This is a genomic window from Aeromonas sp. R1-2 (assembly GCF_040908505.1).
Taxonomy (GTDB): Bacteria; Pseudomonadota; Gammaproteobacteria; order Enterobacterales; family Aeromonadaceae; genus Aeromonas; species Aeromonas veronii.
Genome location: NZ_JBFODU010000057.1, coordinates 40,353 through 54,643 on the forward strand (window position 1 = coordinate 40,353; position 14,291 = coordinate 54,643).

The 14,291-nt window shown below is 59.3% G+C and carries 16 protein-coding genes; 4 read left to right on the top strand and 12 right to left on the bottom strand.

Features of this window, described 5'->3' with window-relative positions; genetic code table 11:
* Window positions 1-18: 18 nt before the first annotated feature.
* The gene (locus AB5Y76_RS19720; RefSeq protein WP_263719076.1) at window positions 19-489 is read right to left on the bottom strand and encodes an Rrf2 family transcriptional regulator; all 471 of its coding nucleotides are present in this window, start codon (window positions 487-489) and stop codon (window positions 19-21) included.
* A 111-nt stretch (window positions 490-600) separates the two neighbouring features.
* Between AB5Y76_RS19720 and hmpA the strand changes: the two genes are divergently transcribed.
* Complete coding sequence (gene hmpA / locus AB5Y76_RS19725) at window positions 601-1,794, top strand: NO-inducible flavohemoprotein (protein ID WP_263719078.1); 1,194 nt, start codon at window positions 601-603, stop codon at window positions 1,792-1,794.
* Window positions 1,795-1,893: 99 nt separating this feature from the next.
* On the opposite strand, the gene AB5Y76_RS19730 is transcribed toward hmpA, so the two are convergent.
* The 6 genes from AB5Y76_RS19730 to AB5Y76_RS19755 form a co-directional block, all read right to left on the bottom strand.
* Entirely contained in the window at window positions 1,894-2,478 is a 585-nt protein-coding gene (locus tag AB5Y76_RS19730; RefSeq protein WP_263719112.1) for a tetratricopeptide repeat protein, read from the bottom strand.
* A 395-nt stretch (window positions 2,479-2,873) separates the two neighbouring features.
* Complete coding sequence (mdh, locus tag AB5Y76_RS19735) at window positions 2,874-3,809, bottom strand: malate dehydrogenase (protein ID WP_263719080.1); 936 nt, start codon at window positions 3,807-3,809, stop codon at window positions 2,874-2,876.
* A gap of 221 nt (window positions 3,810-4,030) precedes the next feature.
* The gene (artM, locus tag AB5Y76_RS19740; protein ID WP_005348902.1) at window positions 4,031-4,693 is read right to left on the bottom strand and encodes an arginine ABC transporter permease ArtM; all 663 of its coding nucleotides are present in this window, start codon (window positions 4,691-4,693) and stop codon (window positions 4,031-4,033) included.
* Window positions 4,694-4,696: 3 nt separating this feature from the next.
* Window positions 4,697-5,347: an arginine ABC transporter permease ArtQ gene (gene artQ, locus AB5Y76_RS19745; RefSeq protein ID WP_043826111.1), complete on the bottom strand. Its 651-nt coding sequence runs from the start codon at window positions 5,345-5,347 to the stop codon at window positions 4,697-4,699.
* Between the two features lie 3 nt (window positions 5,348-5,350).
* Window positions 5,351-6,088 carry a transporter substrate-binding domain-containing protein gene (locus tag AB5Y76_RS19750; RefSeq protein WP_019445594.1) on the bottom strand — a complete coding sequence of 246 codons (738 nt, stop codon included), beginning with the start codon at window positions 6,086-6,088 and terminating at the stop codon, window positions 5,351-5,353.
* Between the two features lie 24 nt (window positions 6,089-6,112).
* On the bottom strand, window positions 6,113-6,853 hold the full coding sequence (locus AB5Y76_RS19755; RefSeq protein WP_005357971.1) for an ATP-binding cassette domain-containing protein: 741 nt from the start codon (window positions 6,851-6,853) through the stop codon (window positions 6,113-6,115).
* A 201-nt stretch (window positions 6,854-7,054) separates the two neighbouring features.
* Here AB5Y76_RS19755 and argR point away from each other — a divergent pair, with 201 nt between their 5' ends.
* Complete coding sequence (gene argR, locus AB5Y76_RS19760) at window positions 7,055-7,525, top strand: transcriptional regulator ArgR (protein ID WP_005340378.1); 471 nt, start codon at window positions 7,055-7,057, stop codon at window positions 7,523-7,525.
* A gap of 90 nt (window positions 7,526-7,615) precedes the next feature.
* Here the strand turns inward: argR and AB5Y76_RS19765 are convergent, their stop codons facing one another.
* The 5 genes from AB5Y76_RS19765 to glnK form a co-directional block, all read right to left on the bottom strand.
* Window positions 7,616-8,521 carry a Dyp-type peroxidase gene (locus AB5Y76_RS19765; protein WP_064338814.1) on the bottom strand — a complete coding sequence of 302 codons (906 nt, stop codon included), beginning with the start codon at window positions 8,519-8,521 and terminating at the stop codon, window positions 7,616-7,618.
* A gap of 103 nt (window positions 8,522-8,624) precedes the next feature.
* Window positions 8,625-9,659: an ABC transporter ATP-binding protein gene (locus AB5Y76_RS19770; protein ID WP_263719089.1), complete on the bottom strand. Its 1,035-nt coding sequence runs from the start codon at window positions 9,657-9,659 to the stop codon at window positions 8,625-8,627.
* An 82-nt stretch (window positions 9,660-9,741) separates the two neighbouring features.
* Window positions 9,742-11,367 carry an iron ABC transporter permease gene (locus tag AB5Y76_RS19775; protein ID WP_263719091.1) on the bottom strand — a complete coding sequence of 542 codons (1,626 nt, stop codon included), beginning with the start codon at window positions 11,365-11,367 and terminating at the stop codon, window positions 9,742-9,744.
* 39 nt (window positions 11,368-11,406) lie between these two features.
* Window positions 11,407-12,414, bottom strand: coding sequence for a Fe(3+) ABC transporter substrate-binding protein (locus tag AB5Y76_RS19780; protein ID WP_263719113.1), 1,008 nt, complete (start codon window positions 12,412-12,414; stop codon window positions 11,407-11,409).
* A gap of 258 nt (window positions 12,415-12,672) precedes the next feature.
* The gene (gene glnK, locus AB5Y76_RS19785) at window positions 12,673-13,011 is read right to left on the bottom strand and encodes a P-II family nitrogen regulator (protein WP_005341406.1); all 339 of its coding nucleotides are present in this window, start codon (window positions 13,009-13,011) and stop codon (window positions 12,673-12,675) included.
* A 201-nt stretch (window positions 13,012-13,212) separates the two neighbouring features.
* On the opposite strand from glnK, the gene arfB reads away from it, so the two are divergent.
* Together arfB and AB5Y76_RS19795 are read left to right on the top strand one after the other, a co-directional pair.
* The gene (arfB, locus tag AB5Y76_RS19790) at window positions 13,213-13,629 is read left to right on the top strand and encodes an alternative ribosome rescue aminoacyl-tRNA hydrolase ArfB (RefSeq protein WP_263719095.1); all 417 of its coding nucleotides are present in this window, start codon (window positions 13,213-13,215) and stop codon (window positions 13,627-13,629) included.
* Window positions 13,630-13,659: 30 nt separating this feature from the next.
* Entirely contained in the window at window positions 13,660-14,151 is a 492-nt protein-coding gene (locus AB5Y76_RS19795; RefSeq protein WP_101530185.1) for a methylated-DNA--[protein]-cysteine S-methyltransferase, read from the top strand.
* Window positions 14,152-14,291 lie beyond the last annotated feature (140 nt).

A 14,291-nucleotide genomic window follows, 5' to 3' on the forward strand; every position in this document is an offset into this window, starting at 1 on the left:
CTTTTCTATTGCTCATCGTCACTGTTCAACTTCATCATCCGGCTCCAGTACCAGCGTCGGGATCAACTCGCCAAACACCCGTTGCAACTCGTCGCGGTTGGCCAGCAGGTCTTGCAGCGTATAGCTGTCCATCACCGCCAGAAACGCATCCATCGCCTCTTTCAGCGCACTCTTGAGCAGACAGACAGAGACGATGTGACAAGCGGGCGAGCCGCAGTCAATGCCGTCCAGATTGCCTTCCAGCGCCCTGATTACCTGCCCGATATTGATGGTGGCGGGATCGCAAGCCATGCGAATACCGCCATTCTTGCCACGCTGGGATTGCAGATAGCCCAGCTTCACCAGCTGATTGACCACCTTCACCATGTGGTTGCGGGAAACGCCATACAGGGCCGATACCTTGGCAACGCTCGACAACTCCCCTTCCGGCAGGGTGGCAAGATAGAGCAGGGCTCTCAATCCAAAATCTGTATAACTGGTTAGTCTCATAAAACCTGATTAGCGCGATGCGAAAAGTGGAGTATTGATTCAAATCAAATAAACATCTAGGATGCCACTTATTAAATGACATTTTATATGTTCAATTAGAACGAGGCCCCTATGCTAGATCAAACCACCGTTGCCGTCATCAAAAGCACCATTCCGCTGCTCGAATCGGCAGGCCCTGCCCTAACCCAGCACTTCTACCAGCGGATGTTCAGCCATAACCCGGAGCTGAAAGATATCTTCAACCTGGCCCACCAACGCAGTGGCGGCCAGCCGCTGGCCCTGTTCAATGCAGTCGCCGCGTATGCAAAGAATATCGACAATCTGGGGGCGCTCGCCGGTGCGGTCGAGCGGATTGCGCACAAACATACCGGATTCCTGATCCAGCCGGAACAATATCACATTGTAGGTAGTCATCTCTTGGCCACGCTCAAAGAATTGGGCGGAAGTGCGGTCACCGACGAGGTGCTGGAGGCATGGGGCAAGGCGTATGGCGTGCTGGCAGACATCTTCATCGGCCGCGAGCGAGAGATCTATCAGGAGAAGGCAAGCCAGGATGGCGGGTGGCAAGGAACCCGCACCTTCATCATCAAGGAGAAGCGGGCCGAGAGCGCCCTCATCACCTCCTTCCTGCTGGCGCCGGAAGATGGCAAGCCGGTACTGACCTTCAAACCGGGCCAATACCTCAGCATCAAGCTGGTTCACCCCGAGCTGGAATATCAGGAAATCCGCCAATACTCCCTCTCCGATGCCCCCAACGGGCAGGACTACCGCATCAGCGTCAAGCGTGAGCCGCAGGGTCAGGTCTCCAACCTGCTGCACGATCACCTGCAGGCGGGTGACAAGATCGAGGTGATGCCCCCTACCGGCGATTTCTACCTGAAAGCCGACAGCCAGACCCCGGTGGTACTGCTCTCAGCCGGTGTCGGCGTGACGCCGATGATGAGCATGCTCAACCAGCTGCTGGAAAGTGCTCATCAGGCCGAGATCACCTGGCTGCACGCCTGCGAACAGGGCGCTGTACACGCCTTCCGGGAGGATATTCAGCAAAAATCCCACCAGCATCCCAACTTGCTGAGCCGGATCTGGTATCGGGAGCCGGAGGCCAGTGATGTGCAGGGTCAAGATTACGATCTGGCCGGCACCATGGATCTGGCCGCAGTGAAGGAGCGCATCACGCCAGAGGCCCACTACTACTTCTGTGGCCCTGTCGGCTTCATGCAAGAGATCAAGCGGCAGCTGCTAGCGGCTGGGGTGCCAGCGGGGCAGCTCCATTACGAAGTTTTTGGCCCCCATCAAGATCTCTAAGGCGCGGGCAGCCATATAACAGAGGGAGGTTCCGGCCTGTCATGGCACGGCGGCTGGAACCGGACCCACAGGTGCAGATCTGTGGGTCATTTTTTTGGATCAGTGCATCGCCTTGGCGCGGGCCACCACGTTGGCAGGCATCCGGTTGCCAAGACGGTTGAGCAGACTCGCCGCCTTCTGGTGCAGCGCCTTGTCACCTATGACGGAGCCATGGAGCCAGCGATAGGCGTCCTCATAATCGAGCGGACTGCCCATCCCCTGCAACAGCATCTCGACCCACTCGATGCGGGCCCGCAGAAAACCGAGGCTGGCTGCCTCGCGCATCAGGGTCTCGGCTCGCACCAAATCCTTCTGCACCAAAGTTCCTTTCCAGTAGTAGCGACCCAGCTGCTCCAGCGCCGGCGCCAACCCCTGATTGGCCGCCTCCCACATATATTGCACCCCGAGCTCGGCATTGGATTTGGTACAGACACCCCACGCCAGCATATCCCCCCAGAGGAATTGATAGGCCGGGATCTTCATCACCGAGGCGCGCGCTTCGATATCCTGAGTCAGCTGACAGCGATCCTGCTTCACCTGAGTGAGGTGGCGCCCCTGCTCAATCCAGTTAAGAAGCTCGTCCTGACGATAGAGCGGCACCGCCCGCAACTCGCCAGCGGCCAGAGGTGCGGGAGGCGCCACCACAGCGGCAGGCTCCGCCGGTTTTGGCAGCGGCGCAGCCCCCTCGCCACTGCTGGCAACGGGCGTGACCGGCTCGGCCGGAAGCAAGACGGGGACGGCCTCAGAGGGCGCCGGCGTAGCAGCAGAGACAGGGGCCGTTGCCACCGCAGTACTGCTTGCGGTCGGTGCCGATGCACTTGCTGCAGGCGCATCGCTCGATACGGCAGCCGATACCGCCTCGGCACCATAGAGGGGCGCGGTGAATGCACCGACAAGAATGAGTAGGGTAAGGGGTTTCATCATAAGGATCTCCTGCTGCACTCTGTTATCGGCACCAAGCCCCATCCCCTTAGCCTGCCGGGCGGCTCTCATCAATACAAAAGGGAGCCGAAGCTCCCTTGTTGGCACGGTGGACCCGCTTACTTGACGAAATCGACACCCAGCTGGATATCGGCTTTCAGGGTAGCCAGCATGCCTTCCATCGCATCCTGCTCGAACGCGCTCAGCTTGCCGTAATCCAGTACGGTTTCGACACCGTTCTTGCCCATCAGTACCGGCTGTGCGAAGAAGGTGGCGTGCTCGCCGTTGCCTTCCACGTAGGCGCACTCAACAACGTTGGCTTCGCCCTGCAGACCCTTGATGAGGGAGAGACCGAAACGGCAAGCCGCCTGACCCATGGAGAGGGTTGCGGAACCGCCACCGGCCTTGGCTTCTACCACTTCGGTACCGGCATTCTGGATGCGCTTGGTCATGGCAGCCACTTCTTCAGCAGTGAAGGAGGCGCCTTCAATCTGGGAGAGCAGCGGCAGAATGGTAACGCCACTGTGACCACCGATCACATTGACGCGAACCTTGTCGATGTTCAACCCTTTGGCGGCGGCCACGAAGGTCTCGGCGCGGATCACGTCCAAAGTGGTGACACCAAACAGACGACGCTTGTCATAGACACCGGCTTTCTTCAGCACTTCGGCGGCGATGGCAACGGTGGTGTTGACCGGGTTGGTGATGATGCCGATCAGCGCTTTCGGGCAAGTGGCCGCGCACTTCTCGACCAGATTCTTGACGATACCGGCGTTGATGTTGAACAGGTCGGAGCGATCCATCCCCGGCTTGCGTGCCACACCGGCGGAGATCAGCACCACATCTGCCCCAACCAGCGCAGGAGTCGGATCTTCACCGCAGAAGCCCTTGATGGCGACGTCGGTAGGAATATGACTGAGGTCAACGGCCACACCCGGGGTGACCGGGGCGATGTCATACAGGCTCAGCTCGGAGCCAGCCGGCAGACGGTTTTTCAACAGCAGAGCGAGGGCTTGACCGATGCCACCAGCGGCACCCAGAACGGCAACTTTCATGATCAACTCCATGTTTAAGCGTAGGTTTAAGGTTGTTTGTTGTTGTGCGCCCAACCTTAATGGATCCCCCCATAAAAAACAATCTGATAACAGTTGCAGTCACGGGTTCTGTGAGCCACGAAACATGCGGGAGCAAAAATTGGAGGGAAATACAAAAAGTTGGAGGAGAAGCACAGTTTTTCTGCACTTCTCCTTACCATAAAGAGGTAGTTGTGAAGGTTTCAGGATTGGAATGCCAACGCCCGTTTTTCACACCAGCGAAAACCAATTGTTAACAATCCGTTCATCGCCAGATAAAGCCCGCCAGCCACCCCGAACACCGCCAGGGTATCGTAGGTCTGGGCGTTCAATCCCTGCGCCAGCCCCATGATGTCCATGATGGTGATGGTACTGGCGAGGGAGCTCCCCTTGAGCACCAGGATCACCTCGTTGGAGTAGGCAGGCACCAGATGACGGGCGGCATGGCGCACCTTCATCCACAAGGTCTGGCGGCCGTTAAAGCCAAGCGCACGACACGCCTCCACCTCACCGGCCGGGATGGCATCGAGCGCCCCTTTGAACAACCGGGTGGAGTAGGCCGCCGTGTTGAGACCCAGCGCCAACACGGCGCAGAACCAGGGCTGCTTGAGCAGCGGCCAGAGCGGGCTGGCTTTAAGCCACTCGAACTGGCCCGGCCCGTAGTAAATCAGGAAGATCTGGATAAGCAGCGGCGTACCGGTAAAGAGCAGCACCCACAGTTGCACCAGCTGGGTCGCTACCGGCAGGCGCAGCTCCAGCACCCAGGTCATCAGGGCCGCCAGCACAATCCCCAGCAGCAGGCTGAACAGGGTCAGTTCCAGCGTGGTGACCAGACCGCCCAGCAACGTAACGAGATACTCTTGCATCAGTTAGCCTCCGTAGCGGCGGGTGTAGCGGGCAGCCAGCCCGAGGCCATATTCACTCACCAGACTGATGGCCAGATAGATGAGGGCCGCAGCGGCATACCAGGTGAAAGGCTCATAGGTACTGGCCGAGGCCATCTGGGCCTGACGCATCATCTCGTTCACCCCGATAAGCGACACCAGCGCGGTATCTTTCAGCAGCACCAGCCACTGGTTGCCGAGGCCCGGCAAGGCGTGGCGCCACGCCTGCGGCAACACGATGCGAAAGAAGATGTGGCTCTTGCTCAACCCCAGCGCCAGCGCCGCCAGCCGTTGACCTGAAGGCACCGCATTGAGCGCCGCTCGCAGGGTCTGGGTCGCATAGCTGGCGAACAGCAGGGAGAGCGCCAGCACGCCACAGGCGAACGGGCTGAACTCCACATACTCGCCAGTGATGAGGAACAACACCTGGGTCGAGCCGAAGTAGATGAACAGCACCACCAGCAACTCGGGCAGGCCACGGATCAGCGTGGTCAGGGTGGCCACCGGCCACACCAGTGCACGCTGCTTGCTGAGCTCGGCGGCACTGAACGCCAGTGCCAATACCATGCCCCCGACCAGTGATGCCAAGGCCAGCCCGAGGGTCATCCAGGCTGCATCCAACAACAGGCTCAACATGGCTTACTGCGCGAAGTATTTGTCGAAGATTTTCTGATAGGTGCCGTTGGCCTTGATCTCGGCCAGCCCCTTGTTCAGCTGGGTCAGCAGCTCCTGATTGCCCTTGGCCACCGCGATGCCAAAGCCGGTACCGAAGTACTTGGCATCGGTCACCGGCGCCCCCACCACCGCATACTCCTTGTGCTGCTTCAGCCAGTCGGCTGCGACAGCAGTATCGGCAAAGACACCGTCGGTACGGCCATTCATCATGTCGAGGAAGGCGCTCTGGTAGCTGGCGTACGGCACAGTCAGCAGACCCTTGCTCACCCAGTTATCCACCAGATAGGACTGGTGAGAGGTACCGTTCTGCACGCCGACTGTCTTGTCGACCATCTCTTCCGGCCCCTTGAAGGCCCCTTTCTTGGCGACGAATACGGCCGAGTTCTCGTAATAGATGTCGGAGAAATCGACCTGAGCGGAGCGCTCCGGGGTCACGTCCATGGCGGCGATGGCGGCATCATAGCGACGGAATTTGAGGCTGGGGATCAGGCTGTCAAAGGCCTGGTTGTGGAAGCTGCACTCCAGCTTGGCCTGCTCGCAGATGGCGCGCGCCAGATCGATGTCAAAACCCTGAAACTCGTTCTTGTCATCCAGGTATTCGAACGGTGCGTAGGTGGCCTCGGTGGCGAACTTGATCTCTTTGGCCATGACGGAGGTACTCAACAGGCCCATGGCAGCAACCAACAACAGACTCTTTTTCATGACAGCTTCCTTATCGATTCAATATCAATGCATCAAGAATTCGGCAAACCGGCTGGTTTGCGGGGATTGGAAAATGGCAGCGGTGCCGGATTCGATGATCCGCCCCTTCTCCAGATAAATCACCTGGCTGGCTACCTTGCGGGCAAAGTCGACCTCGTGGGTCACCACCACCTGGGTAATGCCGGTCTGGCTCAAGTTGCGGATGATCTCGGCCACCTCTTTGGTGATCTCGGGATCGAGGGCTGCTGTCGGCTCGTCAAACAGCAGCACTTCCGGGTCCATCATCAGGGTACGGGCAATGGCCACCCGCTGCTGCTGACCGCCAGAGAGACGGGCAGGCCAGGCATCGCGCTTGTCGGCCAGTTGCAGCTGGGCCAGCAGATAGGCCCCCTTCTCGATGGCGGCCTCCTTGCTCATGCCAAGCACCTTGACCGGCGCTTCAATCAGATTCTCCATCACGGTGAGATGTGGCCAGAGATTGTACTGCTGGAACACCATACCCACCTTGCGACGCAGCAGTTGGGACTGGCGGTTGAATTCGGCGGCAGAGAGGGAGTTCGGGAAAGAAAATTCACTTTCGCCAATCCGCAGAACACCCGCATCCGGGGTATCCAGCAGGTTCATCATCCGTAGCAGGGAACTCTTGCCAGCACCGCTCGGGCCCAGCAACACCAAGGTTTCACCGGGGGATGTCCGAAAGCTGACCTGTTGCAGAACCGGCACCTTGTGCCAGGACTTCTCGATACCTATTAATTCAATACCCATACAGCCCAATTGAATAAGTTTTCAAAATTTCATCCCGATTCTATCCCTAATAAAGGTTGATGCAAGCCATTTTTGAATCAATATGCAGAACAAGCGCCGCTTCCTTGCAAAAAACGGCATATGAATGCAAAATGGCCCCGCTGTTCGTATCTGCCGCCTGTATCGCACAGGCCGCCACACCTCCTCATTCGTGAGACCAAGATGAAACACAACGACAAGCAAGAAAAACTGGCCAAGGCCTTTAAAGCCTTGCTGAAAGAAGAGCGCTTTGGCTCCCAGGCAGAAATCGTCACCGCCCTGCAAGAGCTGGGCTTCGAGAACATCAACCAGTCCAAGGTATCGCGCATGCTGAGCCGCTTCGGCGCCGTTCGCACTCGCAATGCCAAGATGGAGATGGTCTACTGCCTGCCAGTGGAACTGGGCGTGCCCACCACCTCCAGCCCGCTCAAGAATCTGGTGCTGGACGTCGATCACAACGGCGCACTGGTGGTGATCCACACCAGCCCGGGCGCAGCCCAGCTGATCGCCCGCCTGCTCGACTCCCTCGGCAAGGCAGAGGGGATCCTCGGCACCATCGCCGGTGATGACACCATCTTCATCACCCCGACCAGCGACACCGATATCGAAGAGCTCTATCTCTCCGCCCTCGAGCTGTTCGAACAGACGCCGTAATGGCCGCTACCGCGTCATAGCGGTCACGCCAGAACGAAAAATCCCGGCCAAGGCCGGGATTTTTGTTTTCTGCAGCTTCGTCAGGCGGGCTTATTTGCCCTGCGCCATCAGAAAACCCTCCGATGGGGCGAAGAAAGCCGCGCCGGTCACTGCCTTGGTAAAGCGCAGCAGGTGGTCGAAGTGGCTGCCCTCCCCCTTGTACATGCTGGCCAGCATGGCGTTGAAGTGCTGCGGAGTGCGGCAGCAGGAGATGAAGTAGAGCCCCTGCTCGGTCATGGTGCCCCAGGGCATGCTCTGGCGCAGGATCTCCATGGACTCCCCTTTCGGGGTCTTGAGGTTGACCCGCTTGATGTGGGCGGTCAGCGGTTTGGCGGCAGACTCATACTCGATGTTATCGGGCTTGGTGCGACCGATAATGTCTTCCTGCTCTTTTTGCGCCAGCTTCTCCCAGTCGCTCATGGCATGGACCCAGCGCTGAACGTGGATGTAAGAGCCACCGGCAAACTCGCCTTCCGCCAGCAGCGCCACTTCGGCACGGTGCTCATCCTGCGGGTTCTCGGTGCCGTCAACGAAACCGGTCAGGTCACGGAAATCCAGATTGCGGAAACCGCGCACCTCTTCGGCCAGCTCGACCAGTCCGGCCAGCAGTGCCATCACACGGTGACCGGCGTGGTGCAGCACGTCCACCCGATCGGCGCGCAGCTGAATAAAGAGATCAAACGGGGTGTTGGGGGCTTCCTGACCGTTGGCGGATTGCGCCATAAAGCTGCGGAACTGGGGCGGACGGGCGGCAGGGTAGAGACCATCCCAGGCATCGGCGCCAACGGCAACCAGACCGCTGAAACCGGCATCGGGGAAATCGGCGGCGACCGCCTGCCACAAGGCGGGCAGTTTGGCCAGACGGCCGACCAGTTCGGCGGCATCGCCGGTACGATTGAACATCAGATAGAGGGCGTGCAGATTCGGCTCTGCGCAGATCCCGGCTTGGGCTTTCATATATCTCTCCCCTGAGTAGGCGTTAGCGTTACGGGCTATTTGCGTTGCGCGATTATAAACCAGAGTGAATCCAGTTCTTTGATTTCACGACGATATCACGCGTTCAGGGCAAAGGGTCAAACAACACCAACCCATGGGGGGCAACCTTGATCCGTGCCCGCATTCCCTCAAGGGGCTCGCCAATGCTCGCCTCCAGCTGCAGATCGCCACACTCGAACAGCACCCGGCAGTGGTGGCCGAGGAACTGCTGCTCCACCACCTTGAGCTCCCCATCTGCGGCGCTCTCCAGCAACAACTGCTGGGGTCTGAGCATCAGCTGCAACTGCTCACCCACTGCGCGGCCATGGGGCTCGCTGCCACAAATGACCCCGAGCGCCGTCTGTACGCAGTGGCTGTCCACCACCTCGGCAGCCAGATAGTTGACCCCGCCGAGAAACTCCGCCACGAAGCGGTTTTGCGGACGGCGATAGAGCTGCTCCGGCTGGCCCACCTGCTCGATGTGACCGGCGCGAAACAGCGCCAGCCGATCGGCGAAGGCGAACGCCTCCTCCTTGCTGTGGCTGACGAAGATGGCGCCGATCCCCTGCTGCTTGAGCAGGGCGCGGATCTCGAGGATCAACTTCATCCGCACCTGGGTATCGATGTTGGAGAAGGGCTCATCCAGCAGCATCAGCCGCGGCTTGCACACCAGCGCCCGGGCGATGGCTACCCGCTGCTGCTGACCACCGGAGAGCTGATGCGGATACCGATCCCCCAGCCCCTGCAGATTGACCAGCGCCAGCGCCTCGTCCACCTGCTGCTGGCGGGCGCGGCGATCGAGTTTGGTCAGGCCAAAGCCGACGTTGTCAGCTACCGTCAGGTGGGGGAAGAGGGCGTAATCCTGAAAGATCATCCCGATATTGCGCGCCTCGGGCGGCATGCCGACACCCGGCCCGTCGAGCAGGGTATCGCCGAGGCGAATCGTGCCCTCTGCCAACGGCAGCAGCCCTGCGATGGCCTTGAGCAGCGTGGTTTTGCCGCAGCCACTGGCTCCCAGCAGGCAGACGATCTCGTTGTCTGCCACCGTCAGGGAGAGCTGCTCCAGCACATTGCGGCCGTTGTAACGGCAGCTGACATTTTCAACCTGCAAACAGGACAAGGCTGACTTCCTCTCGTTTCTGGCGGCGCACTGCCTTTCGGTTCAGCACACCGCATGCAATTTCATTGACCGACGTGGCGACTCAGTGACCCGGACTGTCCAGACTGCGGTTGACCCAGATCAGCGGCAACAGCCCCACCAGTACGATGACGATGGCCCCCAGCGCGCCGCGCTCCAGCATCTCGTCCGAGACGAACTGGTAGACGTGGGTCGCCAGGGTATCGAAGTTGAACGGCCGCAGCAGCAGGGCGGCGGGCAGCTCCTTCATGGATTCGATAAACACCAGCATGGCACCGGCAAACAGACCGCGGCGCACCAGCGGCAGATGGACCCGGCGCAGCATGCCGCCATCCCCTTGCCCCAGAGAGCGGGCCGCCATGTCGAGGCTGGGGGAGATCTTGCCCATGCTGCTCTCCACCGAGCCGATGGCAATGGCCACGAAGCGCACCAAATAGCCGAACACGATGGCGGTAATAGTGCCGGTCAGCAGCAGCCCCGGCCCCTGACGCCCGAGCCACTCGGCCAGATCGTTGATGGCAAAGTCGAGGGCGGTGAGCGGCACCAGCACCCCGATGGCCAGCACTGTGCCCGGCATGGCGTAGCCCATGGCGGCGATGCGCAGAGGCAGCAGACTCTTGATCCCGCCATCGAGGCGGCGGAAGAAGCCGAGCAGCAGGGCGATACCCATCGCCAGCAGTGCGGTCAGCGCCGAGATAGCCAAGCTGTTTCCGGCAAAGCGGACAAACTCCGGCGTCCACGACAACTCGAAGTAACGCACGCCGTAATCGAGCAAGATGACGAACGGCAGAGCGAAACCGGCCAGCACCAGCCCCCAGCACCAGAGACCCGCCAACCAGCGGCTCATCCCCTTGAGCGGATAGCGCAGCGGCTGCTCATGGCCCATGGACTTCTGGAACACCTGCTGCCGACTGCGCGAGCGGCGCTCCAGCGCGATCAGCAGCACCACAGCCAACAGCATCAGGCAGGAGAGTTTCGCCGCGGTGGCGAGACTGCCGTAGCCGAGCCAGGTATCGTAGACCGCCGTGGTCAGGGTGTTGATGGCAAAGAAGTGGACGGTGGCGAAATCGGCCAGCGTCTCCATGGCCACCAGCGATACAGCCACCATGATGGCGGGGCGCGCCAGCGGCAGACTGAGGCGGCGAAAGCTCTGCCACGGGGTGCAGCCGAGCAGGCGGCTGGAGTGGATCAAGCTGACTGACTGCTCGAGAAAAGAGGCGCGGGTCAGCAGATAGACATAGGGGAACAGCACCAGCGCCAGCACCCAGGCGGCGCCGCCAAGGGAGCGAACGGCCGGAAACCAGTAATCGGCAGGGCTGTTCCAGCCAAAGAGTGCTCGCAACCCGGCCTGTAGGGGGCCCGAGTAGTCGAGCAAGTCGGTATAGACGTAGGCGACGATATAGGAGGGCATGGCCATCGGCAGCATCAGCGCCCATTGCAGGGCACGGCGCCCCGGCACCTGACACATGGCCACCAGCCAGGCGGTGGGTACACCAAACAGCAGGCTGAGCAGTACCACTCCGACCACCAGCCCCAGGGTATTGCCCAGATAATCGAGCAGCACGGTATCGGCGAGGTGGCGAAACAGCTCCCCCTCAGCCGAAAAGGCAGAGAAAAGCAGGGCTATAACCGGTAAACCCAGCAGCAGGGCGGTGGCCCAGCTGCCGGTCATCCATCCAAAATTTTTCATGAGACCACAGATGTTGATGGGGCCGTTGGCCCCATCTGATTACAAATCGAACTTCACTTCATCCAGCAACTGCAAGGCGTCCTTGCGGTGCTTGGCGTAATCGCTGACCGGTAGTGCGTCAGACTTGAAACTGCCCCAGGACTTGACCATGACGGAAGGCTCGACTCCGGCCTTGACCGGATATTCGGCGTTCACGTCCGCATACATGTGCTGGGCGGTGTCACCAGCCAGAAACTCCATCAGCTTCTGGGCCTCGGCCTTGTTCTTGGCATACTTGGTCATGGCCACGCCGCTCACGTTGACGTGAGCACCGCGGTCAGCCTGGTTCGGGAAGTTGATATAGACCGCATCCGCCCAGGACTTCTGCGCAGGATCTTTCAACATGGCGCCCAGATAGTAGCTGTTGCCGAGCGACACGTCACAGATGCCATCCTTGATCGCCTTGACCTGATCCCGGTCATTGCCCTGCGGTTTGCGCGCCAGGTTGGCCTTGACCCCTTCCAGCCAGGTTTTGGTCTCGGTCATGCCGTGATGGGCGATCATGGAGGAGACCAGCGCCACATTGTACTCATGCTTGCCGCTGCGGGTGCAGATTTTTCCTTTGAATTCAGGCTTGGCCAGATCTTCGTAGCTGATGGTATCGAGCTTGCCGAGGCGATCCTTGCTGGAGTAGATGGCGCGAACCCGGGTGGTCAGGGCGAACCAGCGATTCTCCGGATCACGATAGATGGCGGGGATGTTCTCCTGCAAGATCTTGCTGTCTACCGGCTGCACCAGCCCCTTGTCCACCAGATCGGTCAGACGGCTGATATCAACGGTCAGCATCAGGTCGGCCGGAGAGAGCTTGCCTTCCCGCTCCAGACGCTCGTTCAATCCCTCTTTGGCGAACACCACGTTCACCTTGATGCCAGATTCCTTCTCGAACTGCTGGATGATGGGCTTGATCAGCTCATCCTGCCGGTTGGAGTAGACATTCACTTCTCCGGCCGCCAATGCCGACTGAGCTGCCAACGCAGAGAAAGCCAGTGCCAACATCTTCATTTTCATCATCCATTCCTTGATTAGCTATACAGAGTGATAACGATTTCCGTTTGCATTCTGCATACATCTTATAAGCGGATCAAGAAAGCTCGCCGTCGCCACATCACATATTTAATCGCCCATAAATGAAAAGGGCCGGATAGAATCCCATTCGGCCTCTTCTGAGCAAAACGTTATGTTGAGCAGGCTTCAATAAGCGCTCACTCCATCGGGATTCCCCGAGATCGGGAGGTCAACAGATCTGTACGTCACGGATGCGGTTCATCACAGCGCCTCGTCGTCACTCTCGCCGGTGCGGATGCGCACCGCTTGCAGCAAGTCGTAGACAAAAATCTTGCCGTCGCCGATCTTGCCGGTATAGGCCGCCTTGCAGATCGCCTCGATCACCCCTTCCACGTTATCATCGGCGGTAGCAATCTCCAGCTTCACCTTGGGCAGGAAGTCGACCTGATACTCGGCTCCCCGATATAATTCGGTGTGTCCCTTCTGGCGGCCAAATCCCTTGACCTCGGACACGGTCAGCCCTTCCACCCCCAGGTTGGCAATAGCCTCGCGGACATCGTCCAACTTGAACGGTTTGATAATCGCACTAATCAGCTTCATCTGGTTGCTCCCAATCCATGGTGTGTCATGAATCGGGTTTCAATTCTTATGCCAAGTATTTTTATTGTTTTATTTCATATAGATAGATTTTAATGCCTGCGCCATTCGCCAGGCACATCCCCATAACCGGCCAGCACGCCCCATAATGAGGCACCATGCTGCAGCGGTCAGCGGGTATGCACCAAACAAGAGCAAAACAGCATGTTAGTTATCTCCAACAGCGTCACGATTCCCTGGTATGAGCTGCAATTTCAGACCATGCGGGCACAGGGCAACGGTGGACAGCACGTCAACAAGACCGACTCCGCCGTCTGGTTGCGCTTCGATTACCGCAACTCTCCCAGCCTGACGCCCCTCTACAAGGAGGGTCTCGACAAGCTGAGCGACAGCCGGGTACACGATGGCTTTGTACTGATCCGGGTCGAGAGCCATCGCAGCCAGGACATGAACCGCAAGGAGGCGATGAGCCGTCTGGTGGAGTTGCTGAAAAAAGCAGCCTGGCGCCCCAAGGCTCGCCATGCCACCAAGCCGACCCGCAGCTCCCAGCGCAAACGGGTCGATGCCAAAAAGCGCAAGGGGGATATCAAATCCGCCCGCGGCAAACCGGTACTGGACTGAGCCCCCCCAGCCCCCAAAGGATGTCAGCCGATGAGATACAGTTTTTGCGACAGCGCACGCGGCCCCCTGCTGGTCGCCATCGATCAGGATGGCCTGCGCTATGTGGAGTTCGTCCAGGGGGAGCAGCCGGTAACTCCGACCGATGAGTGGCTGCGTGATGACCTGACTCTTGCTCCTTTCGTCGAGCAGTTCACCGCCTATTTTGCCGGAAAATTGCAGCAGTTCGATCTGCCCATGGCAGCGAAGGGCACCCCGTTCCAGCAAACGGTGTGGAACGCTTTGTGTGATATCCCCTATGGCGAGACCGTGAGCTATCTCGAGATTGCCCAGGCTATCGGCAATCCCAAGGCAGTGCGAGCAGTAGGCGCTGCCAATGGCCGCAATCCGCTGAGCATCATAGTACCCTGCCATCGGGTGATCGGACGCAGCGGCGAGCTGACCGGCTATGCTGGCGGCATTCCCATCAAGCGCTGGTTGCTGGCACTGGAACAGACAGGCACAACATTCGAGCTGGCCCCATGAGACGATGAGCCCCCGTGGAGAGGGAATGGACAATATCGTGGCCAGAATGAAAAGGCTTTCTGCCAGTGGCCACGCTTTGCTGACAAGATGAACAGAAAATGAAGAATCGCCTCAGAACTACTTCAGATTGAGCTTGGCAT

What these genes read in the sequence shown, in the direction of transcription:
- AB5Y76_RS19720 (WP_263719076.1), bottom strand. Translation starts at nt 489, where the DNA reads ATGAGACTAACCAGTTATACAGATTTTGGATTGAGAGCCCTGCTCTAT.
- hmpA (WP_263719078.1), top strand. Translation starts at nt 601, where the DNA reads ATGCTAGATCAAACCACCGTTGCCGTCATCAAAAGCACCATTCCGCTG.
- mdh (WP_263719080.1), bottom strand. Translation starts at nt 3,809, where the DNA reads ATGAAAGTTGCCGTTCTGGGTGCCGCTGGTGGCATCGGTCAAGCCCTC.
- artM (WP_005348902.1), bottom strand. Translation starts at nt 4,693, where the DNA reads ATGCAAGAGTATCTCGTTACGTTGCTGGGCGGTCTGGTCACCACGCTG.
- artQ (WP_043826111.1), bottom strand. Translation starts at nt 5,347, where the DNA reads ATGTTGAGCCTGTTGTTGGATGCAGCCTGGATGACCCTCGGGCTGGCC.
- AB5Y76_RS19750 (WP_019445594.1), bottom strand. Translation starts at nt 6,088, where the DNA reads ATGAAAAAGAGTCTGTTGTTGGTTGCTGCCATGGGCCTGTTGAGTACC.
- AB5Y76_RS19755 (WP_005357971.1), bottom strand. Translation starts at nt 6,853, where the DNA reads ATGGGTATTGAATTAATAGGTATCGAGAAGTCCTGGCACAAGGTGCCG.
- argR (WP_005340378.1), top strand. Translation starts at nt 7,055, where the DNA reads ATGAAACACAACGACAAGCAAGAAAAACTGGCCAAGGCCTTTAAAGCC.
- AB5Y76_RS19765 (WP_064338814.1), bottom strand. Translation starts at nt 8,521, where the DNA reads ATGAAAGCCCAAGCCGGGATCTGCGCAGAGCCGAATCTGCACGCCCTC.
- AB5Y76_RS19775 (WP_263719091.1), bottom strand. Translation starts at nt 11,367, where the DNA reads ATGAAAAATTTTGGATGGATGACCGGCAGCTGGGCCACCGCCCTGCTG.
- AB5Y76_RS19780 (WP_263719113.1), bottom strand. Translation starts at nt 12,414, where the DNA reads ATGAAAATGAAGATGTTGGCACTGGCTTTCTCTGCGTTGGCAGCTCAG.
- glnK (WP_005341406.1), bottom strand. Translation starts at nt 13,011, where the DNA reads ATGAAGCTGATTAGTGCGATTATCAAACCGTTCAAGTTGGACGATGTC.
- arfB (WP_263719095.1), top strand. Translation starts at nt 13,213, where the DNA reads ATGTTAGTTATCTCCAACAGCGTCACGATTCCCTGGTATGAGCTGCAA.
- AB5Y76_RS19795 (WP_101530185.1), top strand. Translation starts at nt 13,660, where the DNA reads ATGAGATACAGTTTTTGCGACAGCGCACGCGGCCCCCTGCTGGTCGCC.